Annotated in this window: 18 protein-coding genes and 1 pseudogene; 11 read left to right on the top strand and 8 right to left on the bottom strand. The window is 67.7% G+C overall.

The annotated features are described in order from the left end of the window. Positions 1 to 26: 26 nt before the first annotated feature. The gene (locus tag A9G05_RS17915; protein ID WP_069562260.1) at positions 27 to 842 is read right to left on the bottom strand and encodes a M48 family metallopeptidase; all 816 of its coding nucleotides are present in this window, start codon (positions 840 to 842) and stop codon (positions 27 to 29) included. A gap of 176 nt (positions 843 to 1,018) precedes the next feature. Here A9G05_RS17915 and A9G05_RS28525 point away from each other — a divergent pair. From A9G05_RS28525 to A9G05_RS17905, 3 genes and pseudogenes are all read left to right on the top strand, one after another. Further along, a pseudogene (locus A9G05_RS28525) lies at positions 1,019 to 2,293 on the top strand (HAMP domain-containing protein); the annotation flags it as partial. Between the two features lie 12 nt (positions 2,294 to 2,305). After that, positions 2,306 to 3,148 carry a methyl-accepting chemotaxis protein gene (locus tag A9G05_RS28520; RefSeq protein ID WP_371320969.1) on the top strand — a complete coding sequence of 281 codons (843 nt, stop codon included), beginning with the start codon at positions 2,306 to 2,308 and terminating at the stop codon, positions 3,146 to 3,148. 175 nt (positions 3,149 to 3,323) lie between these two features. After that, positions 3,324 to 3,608 carry a hypothetical protein gene (locus A9G05_RS17905; protein ID WP_069562258.1) on the top strand — a complete coding sequence of 95 codons (285 nt, stop codon included), beginning with the start codon at positions 3,324 to 3,326 and terminating at the stop codon, positions 3,606 to 3,608. A gap of 69 nt (positions 3,609 to 3,677) precedes the next feature. Here the strand turns inward: A9G05_RS17905 and A9G05_RS17900 are convergent, their stop codons facing one another. Beyond that, entirely contained in the window at positions 3,678 to 4,841 is a 1,164-nt protein-coding gene (locus A9G05_RS17900; RefSeq protein WP_069562257.1) for a 1-acyl-sn-glycerol-3-phosphate acyltransferase, read from the bottom strand. Between the two features lie 107 nt (positions 4,842 to 4,948). On the opposite strand from A9G05_RS17900, the gene A9G05_RS17895 reads away from it, so the two are divergent. Genes A9G05_RS17895 through A9G05_RS17885 form a run of 3 tightly spaced genes read left to right on the top strand, consistent with a single transcriptional unit; the run spans position 4,949 to position 6,018 of the window. Beyond that, positions 4,949 to 5,131, top strand: coding sequence for a CPXCG motif-containing cysteine-rich protein (locus A9G05_RS17895; protein ID WP_069562256.1), 183 nt, complete (start codon positions 4,949 to 4,951; stop codon positions 5,129 to 5,131). Further along, the gene (locus A9G05_RS17890) at positions 5,131 to 5,391 is read left to right on the top strand and encodes a DUF2007 domain-containing protein (RefSeq protein ID WP_069562255.1); all 261 of its coding nucleotides are present in this window, start codon (positions 5,131 to 5,133) and stop codon (positions 5,389 to 5,391) included. Before A9G05_RS17895 ends, A9G05_RS17890 begins: the two co-directional genes overlap by 1 nt. Before the next feature lie 12 nt (positions 5,392 to 5,403). Further along, positions 5,404 to 6,018, top strand: a complete 615-nt coding sequence (locus A9G05_RS17885; protein ID WP_069562254.1) for an SOS response-associated peptidase — start codon at positions 5,404 to 5,406, stop codon at positions 6,016 to 6,018. A 58-nt stretch (positions 6,019 to 6,076) separates the two neighbouring features. Here A9G05_RS17885 and A9G05_RS17880 read toward each other — a convergent pair whose 3' ends face one another. Further along, positions 6,077 to 6,661 carry a YajG family lipoprotein gene (locus A9G05_RS17880; RefSeq protein WP_069562253.1) on the bottom strand — a complete coding sequence of 195 codons (585 nt, stop codon included), beginning with the start codon at positions 6,659 to 6,661 and terminating at the stop codon, positions 6,077 to 6,079. Positions 6,662 to 6,837: 176 nt separating this feature from the next. On the opposite strand from A9G05_RS17880, the gene A9G05_RS17875 reads away from it, so the two are divergent. After that, complete coding sequence (locus tag A9G05_RS17875) at positions 6,838 to 7,068, top strand: hypothetical protein (RefSeq protein WP_069562315.1); 231 nt, start codon at positions 6,838 to 6,840, stop codon at positions 7,066 to 7,068. Between the two features lie 342 nt (positions 7,069 to 7,410). Next, the gene (gene mqo / locus A9G05_RS17870) at positions 7,411 to 8,931 is read left to right on the top strand and encodes a malate dehydrogenase (quinone) (protein ID WP_069562252.1); all 1,521 of its coding nucleotides are present in this window, start codon (positions 7,411 to 7,413) and stop codon (positions 8,929 to 8,931) included. 77 nt (positions 8,932 to 9,008) lie between these two features. Here mqo and A9G05_RS17865 read toward each other — a convergent pair whose 3' ends face one another. The 3 genes from A9G05_RS17865 to A9G05_RS17855 form a co-directional block, all read right to left on the bottom strand. Further along, complete coding sequence (locus tag A9G05_RS17865) at positions 9,009 to 10,307, bottom strand: WD40 repeat domain-containing protein (protein WP_069562251.1); 1,299 nt, start codon at positions 10,305 to 10,307, stop codon at positions 9,009 to 9,011. 111 nt (positions 10,308 to 10,418) lie between these two features. Next, positions 10,419 to 10,706 (bottom strand): PA4642 family protein, encoded by a 288-nt coding sequence (locus A9G05_RS17860; protein WP_069562250.1) that lies wholly within the window; start codon positions 10,704 to 10,706, stop codon positions 10,419 to 10,421. Positions 10,707 to 10,767: 61 nt separating this feature from the next. Continuing rightward, positions 10,768 to 11,283, bottom strand: a complete 516-nt coding sequence (locus tag A9G05_RS17855) for a hypothetical protein (RefSeq protein WP_069562249.1) — start codon at positions 11,281 to 11,283, stop codon at positions 10,768 to 10,770. 124 nt (positions 11,284 to 11,407) lie between these two features. On the opposite strand from A9G05_RS17855, the gene dauA reads away from it, so the two are divergent. Beyond that, the gene (gene dauA / locus A9G05_RS17850; protein ID WP_069562248.1) at positions 11,408 to 13,129 is read left to right on the top strand and encodes a C4-dicarboxylic acid transporter DauA; all 1,722 of its coding nucleotides are present in this window, start codon (positions 11,408 to 11,410) and stop codon (positions 13,127 to 13,129) included. A gap of 1 nt (position 13,130) precedes the next feature. Here the strand turns inward: dauA and A9G05_RS17845 are convergent, their stop codons facing one another. Together A9G05_RS17845 and A9G05_RS17840 are read right to left on the bottom strand one after the other, a co-directional pair. Continuing rightward, on the bottom strand, positions 13,131 to 13,601 hold the full coding sequence (locus A9G05_RS17845) for a WbuC family cupin fold metalloprotein (RefSeq protein ID WP_069562247.1): 471 nt from the start codon (positions 13,599 to 13,601) through the stop codon (positions 13,131 to 13,133). Between the two features lie 4 nt (positions 13,602 to 13,605). Then, positions 13,606 to 14,163, bottom strand: coding sequence for a hypoxanthine-guanine phosphoribosyltransferase (locus tag A9G05_RS17840; RefSeq protein WP_069562246.1), 558 nt, complete (start codon positions 14,161 to 14,163; stop codon positions 13,606 to 13,608). 256 nt (positions 14,164 to 14,419) lie between these two features. On the opposite strand from A9G05_RS17840, the gene upp reads away from it, so the two are divergent. Both upp and A9G05_RS17830 read left to right on the top strand, forming a co-directional pair. Further along, the gene (upp, locus tag A9G05_RS17835; protein ID WP_044407439.1) at positions 14,420 to 15,058 is read left to right on the top strand and encodes a uracil phosphoribosyltransferase; all 639 of its coding nucleotides are present in this window, start codon (positions 14,420 to 14,422) and stop codon (positions 15,056 to 15,058) included. Positions 15,059 to 15,061: 3 nt separating this feature from the next. After that, complete coding sequence (locus A9G05_RS17830; protein ID WP_069562245.1) at positions 15,062 to 16,339, top strand: uracil-xanthine permease family protein; 1,278 nt, start codon at positions 15,062 to 15,064, stop codon at positions 16,337 to 16,339. Positions 16,340 to 16,356: the final 17 nt, after the last annotated feature.

Here is a 16,356-nt window from a genome sequence, read left to right as displayed (position 1 = left end):
GCGAGCCGGCGGTACCAATGGAGCGATCAGTTGCCCTTGGCTTGCTTGTAGAAGGGCATCACCTTCGGAATCGCCGCCTGCAGCGAGGCAATCCGCGAGCCGGACGAGGGGTGAGTGCTCATGAACTCCGGCGGAGCCCCTTCGCTGGCCTTGCTCATCTTCTGCCACAGGCTGATGGCCGCGTTGGGGTTGTAGCCGGCGCGGGCGGACAGTTCGAGCCCGATCAGATCGGCCTCGTTCTCGTTGGCGCGGCTGTTGGGCAGCGTCATCAGGTATTCCACGCCGGTGTTGGCCATCTGCAGGCTGTCGTTGCCTGCCCCCAGCAGCGAACCCAACTGGGTCGCCATCTGCACGCCATAGGCCTTGGACATGGCTTCACGGCCGTGCTCGCGCAGGGCGTGGGCGATCTCGTGGCCCATCACCGCCGCCAGCTCATCGTCGGTGAGCTTGAGCTGATCGATCAGGCCGCTGTAGACGATGATCTTGCCGCCCGGACCGCAGTTGGCGTTCAGCTCGTCGCTGTCGATCACGTTGGCATCCCAGGCCCATTGGGCGGCATCGGGACGGAACACGGACACCTGCGCGATCAGCCGCTTGGCAATGGCCGAGACGCGCTTGGCGTTGGCGCTGCTCTTGTCCAGCACACCGGCCTGGGACGCCTTGTTCAGGGTTTCCTGGTAGGACTGGGCGTACATCTGGTTCACCTGCTGCTCAGACAGCATGCTGAACATGTACTGCTTGCGCTCGACACCGACGGCGCCGCCGCTGGTGGTATTCACGGCCTGGCATCCTGCCAGAAGGACGGACAGCGCAAGACTGCCGAGGATAAGGGGCTTGGCCACGTGTCATTCTCCTGCTTGAACTGCGCGGTACTGTAAGGACCGGACCGATGCCAGGCAACCATGAAGCGGACTGGTGGCCAGGTGACTATCTTTTGTTGTGACAACGGGCTCATGCTCCCGCCCGGTCCGGCCGATAAACCCAGCGCTGGCTGAATAAAGACGCGAACGGAGTTCCCATGAAATTCAGATCGATCCAGTTTTCGGTAGCCACCCTGGCCGGTGCCAGCGTGCTCGCCGTGGTAGTCGCCCTGGTGCTCTACGCCCTCTTCGCCGGCGCCCGGACCCAGGAGCTGGTGCAGTCCCGGACCGAAACGCTGCTGGAGCAGGCCATCGCCGACCGCCTGCAGTCCCTGGCCGCCGCCCAGGTCTCGGATATCCAGCGCGAGCTGGCCGCGCCCATGAGCATCGCCACCACCGTCGCCCAGACCAACGCCCTGCTGGGGCAGACCGCCGAGGACGGCAGCCCGGCCCTCGAAGCCTCCCGCAAGGAGGTGCTCAACCTGCTGCGCCACCTGCTGTCGAGCACCCCCTGGCTGATCGACCTCTACATCGGCTGGCAACCCAACGCCTTCGGCAACGACGCCGACAGCATCGGCCTTCCCGGCCATGACGAGGCCGGGCGTTTCATGCCCTGGTTCTACCGCGACGGCAACGCGCTGAAGGTCGAACCGCTGGGCGCCACCCTGGAAAGCGACAAGCTCCTCCCCACCGGCGTGCGCGAGGGCGAGTACTACCTGTGCCCGCGCGAAACCCTCAAGCCCTGCGTGGTGGACCCGGCCCCCTACGAGTTCGCCGGCAAGATGGTGATGCTCTCCAGCTTCAACGCCCCAATCCTGGTCAACGGCCAGTTCAAGGGCTCAGTGGGTGCGGACCTGTCCCTGGACTTCATCCAGCAACTGCTGGTGGAGGCCAACAAGAAGCTCTACAACGGCGCCGGCGAGCTGGCCCTGCTGGCCAACAACAAGCGCCTGGTGGCCTATACCGCCAATGCCGCCAAGCTGGGCGAGCCGGCGGACCAGGTGCTGGGCAGCGTGATCGCCGACAACCTGCGCAACCTCAGCGGTGACCAGCCGGCCTACGAGATCGACCGCGAGAACGGCCGCATCTTCCTGCTGGTGCCGTTCAAGGTCGCCGGCACCGAGTCGCGCTGGATGCTCAGCCTCAACCTGCCGCTGGAAACGGTGATGGCCGACCTGCACAAGCTCGAAGGCGACCTCACCGCCCAGCGCGACAGCGACATCCTCGGCATGAGCCTGGTGGGCCTGCTGATCGCTGCCATCGGTCTGGTGATCATCTGGCTCGTCGGCTATGGCATCGCCAGCCCGCTGCGGCAGATGGTGGCCATGCTCGACGACATCGCCAAGGGCGAGGGCGACCTCACCCGCCGCCTGCATTCCGACCGCGCCGACGAACTGGGCGCCATCGCCAACGGCTTCAACACCTTCCTCGCCAAGCTGCAGGCGATGATCAGCCAGGTGGTGACCTCGGTGCAGAAGGTCAGCGACTCCTCCGAGCACACCGCCGACATCGCCATCCGCACCAACCAGGGTGTGCAGAAGCAACTGGCCGAGATCGAGCTGGTGGCCACCGCCGTCCACGAGATGACCGCCACCGCCCAGGACGTGGCGCGCAACGCCACCCTGGCAGCCGAGGCAGCCAACAACGCCGACCAGGCTGCCAACGACGGCAAGCGCATCGTCCAGAGCACCACGGGAGCCATCAGCGCCCTGGCCGAGGAAATCGCCCGCGCCGTGGGCGTGGTGCAGAACCTGGCCAAGGACAGCGAGAACATCAACGCCATCCTGGTGGCCATCCGCGGCATCGCCGAGCAGACCAACCTGCTGGCCCTCAACGCCGCCATCGAGGCCGCCCGGGCCGGCGAGCAGGGCCGCGGCTTCGCCGTGGTGGCCGACGAGGTGCGCAACCTAGCGCAGAAGACCCAGCAGGCCACCGAGGAAATCCAGACCATGATCCAGCAGCTCCAGCAGGGCACGCGCGACGTGGTGCGGGTCATGCAGGACAGCCAGACCAAGACCGACACCAGCGTGCAGTCCGCCAGCGAGGCAGCCCAGGCGCTGGAGTCCATCACCCAGGCGGTATCGGTGATCAACGACATGAACACCCAGATCGCCAGCGCCGCCGAGGAGCAGAGCGCCGTGGCAGAGGACATCAACCGCAACGTCACCAACATCGGCCAGGTGGCCAACGAGGTCGCCGGCGGCGCCGATGAAGCCTCCGCCGCCAGCGCCGAGCTGACCAAGCTGGCCGAGCAGCAACGCCGGCTGATCAACCAGTTCAAGGTCTGATCGTCCACTCCCCGGCCCACAGGGCCGGGGAGGCTTTCGGAAGATGAACGGCCCGGCACTTCGTCGGAAACGCCCCGCCCTCGCCCCGCCCCTCCGTTAGACTCGCCGCCGTTTTCGTGGCCCGCCCCGAGCCCGCTGGTCGTAGTCGCAGGCTGTGCCTGCCGCGGAGTTGATGATGTCCCTGCAGGCACTCTGGTCCCTCTACCAGGCCCACCCGCACCAGGCGGTCAACGGCCTTGCCCTGTTCTTCGCCGTCATCGGCAGTTGGCTGCTCATGGCCACCCGGCTGCGCGAGCAACGCGCCTCGGCCCGCCTGGTGGTGGAGAGCGATCTGGAAGAACTGGAGCAGGACGCCCCGGTCGACGAACGCAGCCAGAAGATCAACCGCTTCTTCTACGCCTTCGGCAGCTTCACCCTGGCCGTGGCCCTCGGCGTGTCCTGGGCCAGCACCCAGCTCTGACCGCGCAGCCCGCTGCAGAACGAAAAACGGCGACCCAAGGGTCGCCGTTTTGCTGTGGCCTGCTCGCCCTCAGAGCGGCAGACCCGCCTGGGTGCGGTACTGGTTGCGCACCGGGTTGGCGTACTGCAGCACCAGCCAAGGGCGATGCGCCTCGGGGCAGGCGTCCAGGCGGCGCTGCCACTCGGCCCGCGCACGGGCGATCTCCTCGGCCCCGAACAGGCTGTCCAGCACCGGTACGCCCAGCGCCTCGTCACGCCCCTCCCACATCGCGTAGGCGAGGTAGTGCACCGGGAACAGCCGGTAGCCGGTGAGAATGCGCCGGTCCATCTCTGCCGCCAGTTGCTTGGCATCCACCGCCTGGTCGACGATCTCGCCACCGAAGGCCACGTGCACCCGGCCCTTGTAGCCGGTGATGCCGAGGGCGATGCTCGCGTCATCCTCGCCCGGCGCCTTCTCGTAGCCGCCGGTGGTCGCGCGGATGTACAGCTCGCGGGCCTTCGCCTGGTCGCAGGGGTCATATTCGTAGCTGATGGACACCGGGACGATGTGCAGGTCGCGGACCACGTCGGCGAACGGCTCGTCCTTGCGGCTCATGTGGAACATCTTGAGGATCGCCGAATCGGTGCGGTCATCCCCGTCCTTGGCGCGGCCCTCCGCCTGGGCGATCCAGATCGACTGGCCGTCCTCGCGGATCGAATGGTTGATGTAGGCGGACAGCAACTGGTAGGCCGCCAGCTTCTCGCGGCGCCCGGCCAGGTTGCGGTGCACGATGAAGCTCTTGTTCAGGCGCATCAGGTCGCTGACGAAGGGCTTCTGCAGCAGGTTGTCGCCGATGGCGATGCGCGGCGTGGGGATGCCGGCGTGGTAGACCGCATAGTTGACGAAGGCCGGGTCCATCACGATGTCGCGGTGGTTGGCGACGAACAGGTAGGCCCCGCCGGGCTTGAGCCGGTCCACCCCGGAGTAGGTGACGCCGTCGGTGGCACGCTCGATGGTGGTGTCCACGTAGGGCTCGATCTTGTCCTGCAGCGCATGCACGGACTCGATGCCCTGGAACTCACGGCGCAGGCGATGGGCTATAACAGGCCTCAGCAGCCAGCCCAGCGGACCCGCCAGCCGGGGGAAGCGGTAGCGGGTGAGCGTCCCGATGAAGGCCGGGTCGGCGAACAGGCGTGCCAGAACCGCGGGCACCTCGGCGTCGTCATAGGGTCGGATGGCTTCGAATTCGCCCATCGTGTTCTCTTGTTCTGCTGCGGCTGTGGATAAGGATGTCGCCCCGCGATCCGGGGCCAGAAGTAGACCGGCGATTATACCTTCAAGTCACAGGGGAGTATGGCGACATGCTGGAGACACAAGCGTACGACTGCCCGTATTGCGGCGAAGCGGTGGACACCCTGCTCGACCTGTCCGGCGGCGACCAGCAGTACATCGAGGACTGCCCGGTGTGCTGCCGGCCCATCGTCTTCGAGCTGCGCACCGACGGGCTTGACTGGAATCTGGACGTGCGCCGGGAGGACGAGTGATGCAGCGCATCTACGAACCCCGCGACCTGATGGAGGCCCAACTGCTGCTGGGCATGCTCGCCAGCGAAGGCATCACTGCCCACCTGGCCGGAGCCCACCTGCTGGGCGGCGTTGGCGAGCTGCCCGGTGTCGGACTGCTGGGGCTGATGGTGGACGAGGCGGACGCCGAACAGGCACGCCGCCTGATCGCCACGTACAATGCCGCCTCGCCCGTGCCCGGAGACGAGCCGCAAGGCTGCCCCGGCACCCTGTTGTGTTGAATCGAGAAGCCCATGTCCGGACGTTTCGCCCTGTTCCGCTGGTCCCCCGAGTTCGCCGCCCTGCCCGGCTTCCCCGCCGACCAGCGCCCGCACTGGAACCTCGCGCCGAACATGCAGGTGCTGATGCTGCGCCAGCAGGACGGTATCCAGCGGCTGGACCTGGCGCGCTGGGGCCTGACCCCGGCCTGGCTGACCGACCTGTCGCGCACCCCCGCCCACGCCCGGGCCGAGACGGTGGCCGAGCAGCCGATGTTCCGCGACGCCCTGCGCCGCCGCCGCTGCCTGGTACCGGCCAACGGCTTCTATGAATGGCGCGGGGTGCGCAAGCGGCCCTACTGGGTCAGCGGCGAGACCTCCCTGTTGCATTTCGCCGCACTCTGGGAGCCCTTCCCGGTCGGCGACACCGAGTACCTCAGCCTGGCCCTGATCACCCGCCCGGCCGCCGACCTGCGCCGCCCCCTGGTGCTGGATGCCGACGGCCAGCGCGCCTGGCTGGACGCCGATGCACCGCAGGAAACGATCCACGCCCTGCTCGACGGCACCGCCCCGCCCCTGCGCGAGCGCGCCCTGGCTACCCTGGTCAACGACCCGAAGCTGGACGGCCCCGAGTGCCTGACCCCGGCTTAGCGCGAATCGCAGGCACAAAAAACCCGGCTCAAGGCCGGGTTTTTCGTAGGCGACAGGCTTACTGCAGCAGCAGTTGGCCGATGCTCGGGTCCTTGAAGGCGCGGGTCAGCGCATCGCTCAGGACATTGCTCACCAGCTTGGTGTTGGTCTCCTGATTCGGCGCGGTGCCGAAGCGCTGGTTCAGCGAAGCACCGTAGCGGCCGCTGTAGCGACGGGTGGCGTTCTGCACGTCGACGCGGAAGGTGGCGCTGATGTCCGCCTCGGTCACGTACAGGCCTTCCTTCGGCGACTGGTACTTCAGCTCGGCCAGGGTCAGGGTCAGTTGGGGGGCATTGTAGGCGTTGGGCGACGGGGTGAAGCCCAGCAGACGCACGGCGGCCTCGGCCTCGGCCTGCAGGCGCGGCAGGATGTCCTGGCCCTGCACCGTCACGTTGCTGGTGTCGGCGTACAGGCCGCCACGGGTGCCCAGCACCGGCGAGGGGCGACCATCGGCGACCCGCACCACCACCGGCTGGCCCTGGCCGACCGGAGTCAGCGGGCCGGTGAGCTTGGGTTGCGGGCTGAGTTGTTGCGGGCTGAGGGCACAGCCGACCAGGGTCAGGCTGAGGGCGGCCAGCAGGCCGAGCAACGCGCGGTTCAGCATGCTTGATTCTCCAGGTTCGGAAACGAAAGGCCGGCAGTATAAGCGAGCCGGCGGGCCCGCCGACAGAGCACACGCCGATGGCGTTCTGACAGCGCCCGGGACCGTGCGGTTCCTGTCATGACCCTGTCACGCCCCAGTGGGATAACGGTGCCGAACCCAAGGAGAGCCCGACGATGATGTCCCTCTGGTCCCTGCTGGCACCCCGCGCCAAACCCCGCCACTTCGCCCTGCTGGACGAAGCCGGTATCTGCCGTGGCTTGCACCTGGCCACCCAGGCCCCGGCGTGCGGTCATTGGGTCGAAGTGAACGAGCCCTCTCCGTCCTGGATCGGCCAGCCCCTGCCGGCCCGCGCACGCCTGCCGCAGACCGATCGGAACGCCCGCAGGCCCCGCGCGTTGGCGGCCTGACCGATGGATGAATAAAAGTCACGGGAAACGCTCAACACGCCCGTTTTCTCCGCTACAATCGCCCCCCGATTATAAGGTCGACTCCTGATCGGGCCCCGCAACACCCGCCGCGCCTCGCGCCGGCACTTCACACAGCCCCACAGAGAGCCGCCCACTATTCGCGCTGCCAACTGCTGGCCTGCTGCTGTTTCCGCCCGATATGCAAACGCTTTTGCATGGACGTAGCGTGTCATCGCGCGATGGAAGCGGCCTGCCTCCAGGCAGGCGATTCTTTTGAGGTTCACGTCTCCAAAAGAGCGTGAGATGACGGTTTTTCACTACTTCACGAGAGAGTGGCGAGCAATGGCGCAAAACGAGAACGAAGCAGTGGACGTGTTGCTGGTCGGGGCCGGCATCATGAGCGCCACCCTGGCGGCACTGCTGAAGGAACTCGATCCGGGCATCAAGCTGGAAATCGCGGAGCTTCGCGAATCCGGTGCCGTCGAGAGCTCCAACCCGTGGAACAACGCCGGTACCGGCCATGCCGGACTGTGCGAACTGAACTACACCCCCCAGGCCGCCGACGGCTCCATCGACATCAAGAAAGCGGTGCTCATCAACACCCAGTTCGAAGTGTCCAAGCAGTTCTGGGCGTACATGAGCGGGAAGCCGGCCTTCGGCAGCGCCCGTGACTTCATCAACCCGGTTCCGCACCTGTCCTTCGTGCGCGGCAAGGACATCCCGTTCCTGCGCAAGCGCTTCGAGGTGATCAGCCAGCACCACGCCTTCTCGCACATGGAGTATTCCGAAGACCGCGAGACCCTGGCCAAGTGGATGCCGCTGATGATGCAGGCCCGCCCGGCCGACGAAGCCGTGGCCGCGACCCGTGCCGAAAACGGCACCGACGTGAACTTCGGCGCCCTGACCAACAAGCTGCTGGCCTACCTGACCACCCTCCCGGGCACCGCGGTCAGCTACTTCCAGAAGGTCACCGGCCTGAAGCGCACCGACAGCGGCTGGTCGGTCAGCATCCGCAACACCCGGAACGGCAGCACCCGTGAGGTGTCCGCACGCTTCGTCTTCCTCGGAGCCGGCGGCGGCGCCCTGCCGCTGCTGCAGATGTCCGGCATTCCGGAAGGCAAGGGTTTCGGCGGTTTCCCGGTCAGCGGCCAGTGGCTGCGCTGCGACAACCCCGAGGTGGTCAAGCGCCACCAGGCCAAGGTCTACAGCCAGGCCGAAGTGGGCGCCCCGCCGATGTCCGTGCCGCACCTGGATACCCGCGTGGTGGACGGCAAGAAGTCCCTGCTGTTCGGGCCCTACGCCGGCTTCACCACCAAGTTCCTCAAGCACGGTTCCTTCCTCGACCTGCCGCTCTCGGTACGTCCCGGCAACCTCGGCCCGATGCTGGCCGTGGCCCGCGACAACATGGACCTGACCCGCTACCTGATCAAGGAAGTGATGCAGTCCCAGGAGCAGCGCCTGGACGCCCTGCGCAAGTTCTACCCGGACCTGGACCCGGCGGACTGGCGCCTGGAGATCGCCGGCCAGCGCGTGCAGATCATCAAGAAGGACGCCAAGAAAGGCGGCATCCTGCAGTTCGGCACCGAGCTGGTCTCGGCCGAGGACGGCAGCATCGCCGCCCTGCTGGGCGCCTCCCCGGGTGCTTCGGTCACCGTGTCGATCATGCTCAACCTGATCGAGCGCTGCTTCGGCGAACAGGCCCGCTCTGCCGAGTGGAGCAGCAAGCTGAAGGAGATCTTCCCGGCCCGTGAAAAGGCGCTGCAGGACGACGCCGAACTGTACCGGCAGATCAGCCGCCAGTCCGACGCCCGCCTCGGCCTGATCGACGCCCAGGCACCGGAAGCCACCGCTTCGGCCGGCTGAGCCGGGTGCCAATGAAAAAACCGCCCTTTATGGGCGGTTTTTTCATGGCCATGCCGACTCTCCGTTACGACCGCCGCTTACCAGGCCAGCGGGCGCTCCTCACTCTTCCAGAACAGCCACCGCCGCCGATCCCGGTGATTGCCGGTGCCGATCTGCCACGCCGGGCGCCCGGCTTCCAGGTCGATGATCGACACCACCCCCGCGTAGCTGGCCGCCACCAGGGTGCGGCCGTCGGCGGACAGGTCCATGGCGCTCAGGGTCGAGCCCAGGTAGTGCTGCCACACCGCATTGCCTGCCGCATCCACGCAGCGCAGGTAGCCATAGGCATCGCCGAGGACGAAGCGGTCGCCCATGGACACCCCGGCATACACCCGCGCACCCGGTTCGATCAGGGTCACGCCCTCGACGTCCTCGTAGTAGTCGGAATCCAGGCCCGGCGCGCGCGCCAGGTCCACGGCGATGGTGCCGCCGTTGTAGAAGTGGCAGGCATTGAAGGCCACGCTGCGGCCATCGCCGCTGAACAGCGCGAAGTGCGGGTACTCACCATGGGGGCCGATCTGGGCGACGGGGTTCAGCTCGCCGTCGAACAACTGGTGCCGCCCGTCCTGCGCGCCGAAGGCGATCCAGCGGCCATCCGCCGACACCGCGCCGTGCTCCATGGACAGGCCGGTGCCCTGGGGCTCGTCCGGCTCGGCGGACTCCAGCAGCATCGCGTTGTCCGGGTACAGGCGCCGAGCGCCGTCGGCCGCCAGCACGAAGATGCCGTCGGCACTCACCAGCAACACACGCTTGCCATCCGGGAACGGTTGCAGGCGCGTCGGCCGGGGATAGCCCTCGATGGGTTGCAGCGCCACGCCCTCCGGGGCGTCCTCGGTGCCACGGGGCCAGGCGCAGCGCAGCACCTCGGGGCCTTCCCAGCCCTCACGCACCACCACGCCGGCGGCATCGGCGGTGGCGTGGAAACGGCGGTTCGGGCAGGCACCGAAGAACTCCAGCCCCGGCAGTTCCTCCACCCGGTCGGCGTGGATGCGCACCACCCGGCCGGCTTCCCAGGTGGCGCCGATGCGGGCGAGCACCGAACCGTCGTCCAGCAACGCCAGTTGGGCGATGCATTGCCCTTCTTCGTTGACGTGCTCGAACAGCGGCTCGTGGGCCGGCGGCCAGGCAGCGCGCAGTGCCTCCACCTGCCCACTGCGGTTGGCGTCGCGCAGCGCTTCCAGCAACTGCGGCACCAGCACCTCGCGCCCCTCGGCGCTGGGCTCCTTGCCGGCGTTGTCCCAGCCGTCGCGCAGGCCGCGCTCGACATAGGCGTTGATCGCCTGGGCGTAGGCGAGGGTCTGTTGCTGCCACTGGCGCTGGGCGTCGTCCCTGGTCATGGTTCACTCCGTTCGGTTCGGGGGTTCGTGTGCTGGGTCACGGTTTTTCCGGGGCCCATATAGGCAGAAACCCGCACGAGGGCGGGTTTCCGGTGGACAGGTCGTGGCGCGTCAGCCACGGGCCGCCTGGACGGCTTCGATGTAGGGCTCGGCCTGGCGCTGATCGCGGATCAGCGCGATGAAGTCCTGGCCCTGAGCGTCGCGGGCGTCGAAGTCCAGGCCCGCTTCGCGGAAGAAACCGAGGAAACGCTCGAAGTCGTCGATACGCAGGCCACGGTAGGCCTTGACCAGCTTGTGCAGGGAGGGCGGGGTGCCATCGGCAGGCTCGAAGTCGAGGAACAGCTTGATCGCGTCGTCGCTCATCTCTTCGCCAATCACCTGCTTCTTGTCTTTGCGCATCGTTCGCTCTCTCTGGCCGCACGTTGGAGGCCGGCAGTGTACCCCCGGGCCGGGCCGGGGCTCAACGCACCCGCACCGGCCCCAGGTGCAGGTCGGCCCACACGTGGCCGTTGGGGTAGCTGAGGAACTGGCAGTAGATCGGCCCGCCGTTGCGCAGCAGGTCGAGCACCGGGCGGTACCGGGACAGCGGGTAGTTCAGCGTGAGGGTGCGCGACTCGGCGTCGTAGGCGGCCTTCTTCAGGCTCTTGCCGTCCGCCTCAAAGTGGATCAGCACCGTGCTCAGCTCACCGGCCTTGGCCGCCTTGCTCACCGGTTTGGCGCGCAGCTTGACCAGGGTCGGCGTGGTGATCGGGATCGGCTGCTGGCTGGACTGGCGCTGGTTGCCGAGGGTGACGCTGAAGTCCACCACCTGCAGCAGCACCTGCTGGTCCGGCTGTTCGCTGCGCAGCCCGGCATCGTCGGGCGGCAGGAAGCCGGCGTGAGGCGGTGCGGCGGGAGCGGTCGGAGCCGGTGCGGCGGCCAGCGGCAGGCTGGTCAGCAGCAGCAGGGCACAGGCAAAGCGGGTACGGCGAGACATCGGCAACTCCCGGCTGGGTCGAGCGGGGCACTCTAGGGGCTGTCGCTTCCCTGACGCAAGCCGCCAGGTCAACACCGCTCAGTGGTGACCGCCCTATAATCCGGCCTTCAGCCGAGGAGCCACCATGACGCCCAACGTGCCGCTGTTCGCCGCCCTGCGCCAGACCCTGCGTGCGGGTTACTCGTGGCAGAGCCTGCGCAACGACCTCACTGCCGGGGTCACCGTCGGCATCATCGCCATCCCTCTGGCCATGGCCCTGGCCATCGCCGTCGGCGTGGCGCCGCAGCACGGGCTCTACACCGTGCTGGTGGCGGCGCCGCTGATCGCCCTCAGCGGCGGCTCGCGCTTCAACATCTCCGGCCCCACGGCCGCCTTCGTGGTGATCCTGCTGCCGATCACCCAGCAGTACGGTCTCGGTGGCCTGCTGCTGTGCACGCTGATGGCCGGGCTGATCCTCCTGGCCATGGGCCTGGGCCGGCTCGGTCGGCTGATCCAGTTCATCCCTTACCCGGTGATCCTCGGCTTCACCGCCGGCATCGGCATCGTCATCGCCACCCTGCAGGTGAAGGACCTGTTCGGCCTGAGCCTGCCGCACACGCCGCAGCACTACCTGGAGCAGGTGGAGCTGCTGGCCCTGGCACTGCCCGGTGCGCACCTGGGCGACACCCTGGTGGCGATGGTGTGCCTGGCGGTGCTGCTGGTCTGGCCGCGCTTCGTGCCCAAAGTGCCGGGGCACCTGGTGGCCCTGGCGGTGGGCGCCCTGCTGGGCCTGCTGCTGGACACCCTCGGCCTGCAGGTGGCAACCCTGGGCGAGCGTTTCAGCTACACCCTGGACGGCGTGAGCCACCCCGGCATCCCGCCCTTCCTGCCGGACTTCGCCTGGCCGTGGAATCTGCCCGGTGCCGATGGCCAGCCGCTGCGGCTGTCCTTCGAACTGATCCGCCAATTGCTCGCGCCGGCCTTCGCCATCGCCATGCTCGGCGCCATCGAATCCCTGCTCTGCGCGGTGGTGGCCGACGGCATGGCCGGTACCCGGCACGACCCCAATGCCGAGCTGGTCGGCCAGGGCCTGGGCAACCTGGTGGCGCCGCTGTTCGGCGGCATCACCGCCACCGCCGCCATCGCCCGCACGGCGGCCAACGTCCGCGCCGGAGCCTTCTCGCCGCTGGCGGCGATCATCCATGCCGGGGTGGTGCTGACCGCCATGCTGCTGCTCGCCCCGCTGTTCAGCTACCTGCCGATGGCCGCCCTGGCCGCGCTGCTGGTGATGGTGGCGTGGAACATGAGCGAGTCGCGCCATGTGCTGCACACCCTGCGCATCGCCCCGCTCAACGACGTGGTGGTGCTGCTGGTGTGCCTGGTGCTGACGGTGCTGTTCGACATGGTGCTGGCGGTGGGTGTCGGCCTGCTGCTGGCGGCGGGCCTGTTCATCAAGCGCATGAGCGAGCTGACCGACACCCAGCCCATGCCCGGCCATGCCCAGCGCGCGCTGGGGGAACTGCCGGCCAGCGTGGTGCCCTACGTGATCAGCGGTCCGCTGTTCTTCGGCGCGGCCGACAAGGCGCTGAGCGTGCTGCGCATGCTCAACCCGCAGGTGCGTGTGGTGGTGGTGGAGATCAGCGCGGTGCCGCTACTGGACATGACGGCCCTGGCGGCCCTCGAAAGCCTGCTGGAGGACTACCGCCGGCAGGGCATCGGCCTGGTGCTGGTGGGCACCACGCCGCGTGTGCGCCTCAAGCTGCGCCGCGCCGGCATCCGCCGCGAGGACGGCCGCCTGGCCTATGTGCAGACCCTGGAACAGGCGCGGGCCAAGGCGCTGCGCTGGCTCGGCGAGCCGGCGGTGTGAATCAGGCGAACTGCGCGCGCATCCAGGCCAGGTAGTCCGCGACACCGGGCTCCCCTTCCCGGGGCGCCCAGGGGGCGAACTCGCCTTCCGCCAGTGCGCGGTAGGGGCCGGCCTTGCATTCGAACAGCAGGCTGTCCGGCTCCAGCACCAGCAGCGCGTGGAACTGCCCGGGCGGCAGGTCGACACCGACGCATTCACCACCGGCCTCAAGCAGGCGGGTCTCCTGCAGCGCGCCGTCGTCGGCGAACAGCATCAGCCCCAGGCGACCGCGCAGCACGAGCAAGGTCTCGGCCTTGTCGGCACAGAGGTGGCGATGGGGGGCGATGTAGGTGCCGGGCTGGAGGCCCACCGCCAGGCGGTGGCAAGGCTCCTCCATGGCATGCAGGTTGTGGTGCTGGCGCAGGCGCGGGCTGGCCGCGGCGCCTGCGGCCAGGCCATCGAACAGCGCCTGGTCGAGGAAGCGCGCGGCCATGGGCTCACAGGCCCTTGACGGCGAAGATGCCGGCGGCGTTGCGCCAGTAGCCCTTGTAGTCCATGCCGTAGCCGAAGATGTAGCGGTCTTCGCAGTCCAGGCCCTTGTAATCGGCCTTCAGGTCCGGGCGGGCCTTGCGGTCGTGGGTCTTGTCCATCAGCACGGCGGTGTGCACACGCGCAGCACCGGCGTGTTTGCAGAAGTCGATGATGGCGGCGAGGGTGTGCCCCTCGTCGAGGATGTCGTCGATGATCAGCACGTCGCGGTCGATGAAGGAGATCTCCGGCTTGGCCTTCCAGAACAGTTCGCCGCCGCTGGTTTCGTTGCGGTAGCGGGAGGCGTGCAGGTAGGACAGCTCCAGGGGGAAGGCGAGCTTGGGCAGCAGCTTGCCGGCGAAGATCAGGCCGCCGTTCATCACGCAGAACACCACCGGGTTGCGTTCGGCCAGGTCGACGTTGATCGCGGCGGCGACCTGGTCGATGGCGGCCTCGACTTGGGCATCGGTGAACAGGCAATCGGCTTCGGCCATTACCTGGCGGATGTGGGCGAGATCGACGGGCATGGCGAGGGTTCCTCAGGTCGGCTGGTCGGGCCCCGCTTCCGACGGAAGCTATCCGGGGCGTCAATAAAAAAAGGGCGCAACGTTACTCATCCGCCCTCCTCCCGGCAAGCCCTGCCGGACGAGTGAGCGATGTTGCGCCAAGCGCGCCCACAGGGGAAGCCCGCGGCCCTGTGACCCATGAGTCATCTCACGACATGGCACGGGCAATGCTTTAATCTATCGCGATTTTTTTGCCAGCCCGCCGGAGTGATTCCACATGCCCATTCGAGAGATCCGCCACCCGCTGATCCGCCACAAGATCGGCCTCATGCGCCGCGCCGACATCAGCACCAAGAACTTCCGCGAACTGGCCCAGGAAATCGGCGCCCTGCTCACCTACGAAGCCACCAACGACCTGCCGCTGGAGAACTACGAGATCCAGGGCTGGGCCGGCCCGGTGCAGGTGGAGAAGATCGCCGGCAAGAAGATCACCGTGGTGCCCATCCTGCGCGCCGGCATCGGCATGCTGGACGGCGTGCTCAGCCTGGTACCGGGGGCCAAGGTCAGCGCCGTGGGCGTGGCGCGCAACGAGGAAACCCTCGAAGCCCATACCTACCTGGAGAAGCTGGCGCCGGAGATCAACGAACGCCTGGCGCTGATCATCGACCCGATGCTGGCCACCGGCGGCTCCATGGTCGCCACCATCGACCTGCTCAAGCGTGCCGGCTGCAAGGAAATCCGCGCGATGGTGCTGGTGGCCGCACCGGAAGGCATCAAGGTGGTCAACGATGCCCACCCGGACGTGATGATCTACACCGCCTCCATCGACCAGAAGCTCAACGAGCACGGCTACATCATCCCGGGCCTGGGCGATGCCGGTGACAAGATCTTCGGCACCAAGCAGAAGGACACCTGATCCATGAGCGATGAGTACAACGATCCGCTCTGGCGCCAGGTGCTGTCCGGTGCGCAGATGCTCTTCGTGGCCTTCGGCGCCCTGGTGCTGATGCCGCTGATCACCGGCCTGGACCCGAACGTCGCGCTGTTCACCGCCGGCATGGGCACCCTGCTGTTCCAACTGGTGACCGGGCGCCAGGTGCCGGTGTTCCTGGCATCGAGCTTCGCCTTCATCACCCCCATCATCCTCGCCAAGGGCCAGTTCGGCCTGGCCGCGACCATGGGCGGCGTGGTGGCGGCGGGCTTCGTCTACACCTTCCTCGGCCTGGCGGTGAAGATCAAAGGCACCGGCTTCATCGACCGCCTGCTGCCGCCGGTGGTGATCGGTCCGGTGATCATCTCCATCGGCCTGGCCATGGCCCCCATCGCCGCCAACATGGCCATGGGCAAGGCCGGTGACGGCACCGAACTGATCCCCTACGCGACCGCCATGTGGATCTCCATGCCGGCCCTGCTCACCACCCTGATCGTCGCGGTCTTCGGCAAGGGCATCTTCCGCCTGGTGCCGATCATCGCCGGCGTGCTGGTGGGCTTCGTTCTGTCCTTCTGGTTCGGCGTGGTGGACACCACCAAGATCGCCGCGGCGCCCTGGCTGGAGCTGCCCAACTTCGTCGCCCCCGAGTTCAACTGGCAGGCCATCCTGTTCATCGTCCCGGTGGCCCTGGCCCCGGCCATCGAGCACATCGGCGGCGTCATCGCCGTGGGCAGCGTGACCGGCAAGAACTACCTGAAGACCCCGGGCCTGCACCGCACCCTGCTGGGCGACGGCCTGGCCACCTCGGCTGCCGGCCTGTTCGGCGGCCCACCGAACACCACCTACGCGGAAGTGACCGGCGCGGTGATGCTGACCAAGAACTACAACCCGAAGATCATGACCTGGGCGGCGGTGTTCGCCATCGGCCTGGCCTTCATCGGCAAGTTCGGCGCCATCCTGCAGAGCATCCCGGTGCCGGTCATGGGCGGCATCCTCTGCCTGCTGTTCGGCTCCATCGCCGCCGTGGGCCTGAACACCATGATCCGCCACCAGGTGGACCTGGCCGAGGCGCGCAACCTGGTGATCGTCTCCGTCACCCTGGTGTTCGGCATCGGCGGCATGCTGGTGGGCACCGGTACCGGCCAGGACGACTTCGGCCTCAAGGGCATCGCCCTGTGCGCCATCGTCGCCATCGCCCTGAACCTGATCCTGCCCGGTCACCAGACCTGGAAGCACAAGGCCGCAGACGACGCGCCGGACATCTAGTCCCGCCCCAATAAAGA

Origin of the sequence: Pseudomonas sp. ENNP23 (assembly GCF_001728945.1) — a bacterium.
Taxonomy (GTDB): Bacteria; Pseudomonadota; Gammaproteobacteria; order Pseudomonadales; family Pseudomonadaceae; genus Metapseudomonas; species Metapseudomonas otitidis.
This window is presented reverse-complemented; position numbering and strand designations above follow the sequence as displayed.

What these genes read in the sequence shown, in the direction of transcription:
- A9G05_RS28520 (WP_371320969.1), top strand. Translation starts at nt 2,306, where the DNA reads ATGATCAGCCAGGTGGTGACCTCGGTGCAGAAGGTCAGCGACTCCTCC.
- A9G05_RS17905 (WP_069562258.1), top strand. Translation starts at nt 3,324, where the DNA reads ATGTCCCTGCAGGCACTCTGGTCCCTCTACCAGGCCCACCCGCACCAG.
- A9G05_RS17900 (WP_069562257.1), bottom strand. Translation starts at nt 4,841, where the DNA reads ATGGGCGAATTCGAAGCCATCCGACCCTATGACGACGCCGAGGTGCCC.
- A9G05_RS17895 (WP_069562256.1), top strand. Translation starts at nt 4,949, where the DNA reads ATGCTGGAGACACAAGCGTACGACTGCCCGTATTGCGGCGAAGCGGTG.
- A9G05_RS17890 (WP_069562255.1), top strand. Translation starts at nt 5,131, where the DNA reads ATGCAGCGCATCTACGAACCCCGCGACCTGATGGAGGCCCAACTGCTG.
- A9G05_RS17885 (WP_069562254.1), top strand. Translation starts at nt 5,404, where the DNA reads ATGTCCGGACGTTTCGCCCTGTTCCGCTGGTCCCCCGAGTTCGCCGCC.
- A9G05_RS17880 (WP_069562253.1), bottom strand. Translation starts at nt 6,661, where the DNA reads ATGCTGAACCGCGCGTTGCTCGGCCTGCTGGCCGCCCTCAGCCTGACC.
- A9G05_RS17875 (WP_069562315.1), top strand. Translation starts at nt 6,838, where the DNA reads ATGTCCCTCTGGTCCCTGCTGGCACCCCGCGCCAAACCCCGCCACTTC.
- mqo (WP_069562252.1), top strand. Translation starts at nt 7,411, where the DNA reads ATGGCGCAAAACGAGAACGAAGCAGTGGACGTGTTGCTGGTCGGGGCC.
- A9G05_RS17865 (WP_069562251.1), bottom strand. Translation starts at nt 10,307, where the DNA reads ATGACCAGGGACGACGCCCAGCGCCAGTGGCAGCAACAGACCCTCGCC.
- A9G05_RS17860 (WP_069562250.1), bottom strand. Translation starts at nt 10,706, where the DNA reads ATGCGCAAAGACAAGAAGCAGGTGATTGGCGAAGAGATGAGCGACGAC.
- A9G05_RS17855 (WP_069562249.1), bottom strand. Translation starts at nt 11,283, where the DNA reads ATGTCTCGCCGTACCCGCTTTGCCTGTGCCCTGCTGCTGCTGACCAGC.
- dauA (WP_069562248.1), top strand. Translation starts at nt 11,408, where the DNA reads ATGACGCCCAACGTGCCGCTGTTCGCCGCCCTGCGCCAGACCCTGCGT.
- A9G05_RS17845 (WP_069562247.1), bottom strand. Translation starts at nt 13,601, where the DNA reads ATGGCCGCGCGCTTCCTCGACCAGGCGCTGTTCGATGGCCTGGCCGCA.
- A9G05_RS17840 (WP_069562246.1), bottom strand. Translation starts at nt 14,163, where the DNA reads ATGCCCGTCGATCTCGCCCACATCCGCCAGGTAATGGCCGAAGCCGAT.
- upp (WP_044407439.1), top strand. Translation starts at nt 14,420, where the DNA reads ATGCCCATTCGAGAGATCCGCCACCCGCTGATCCGCCACAAGATCGGC.
- A9G05_RS17830 (WP_069562245.1), top strand. Translation starts at nt 15,062, where the DNA reads ATGAGCGATGAGTACAACGATCCGCTCTGGCGCCAGGTGCTGTCCGGT.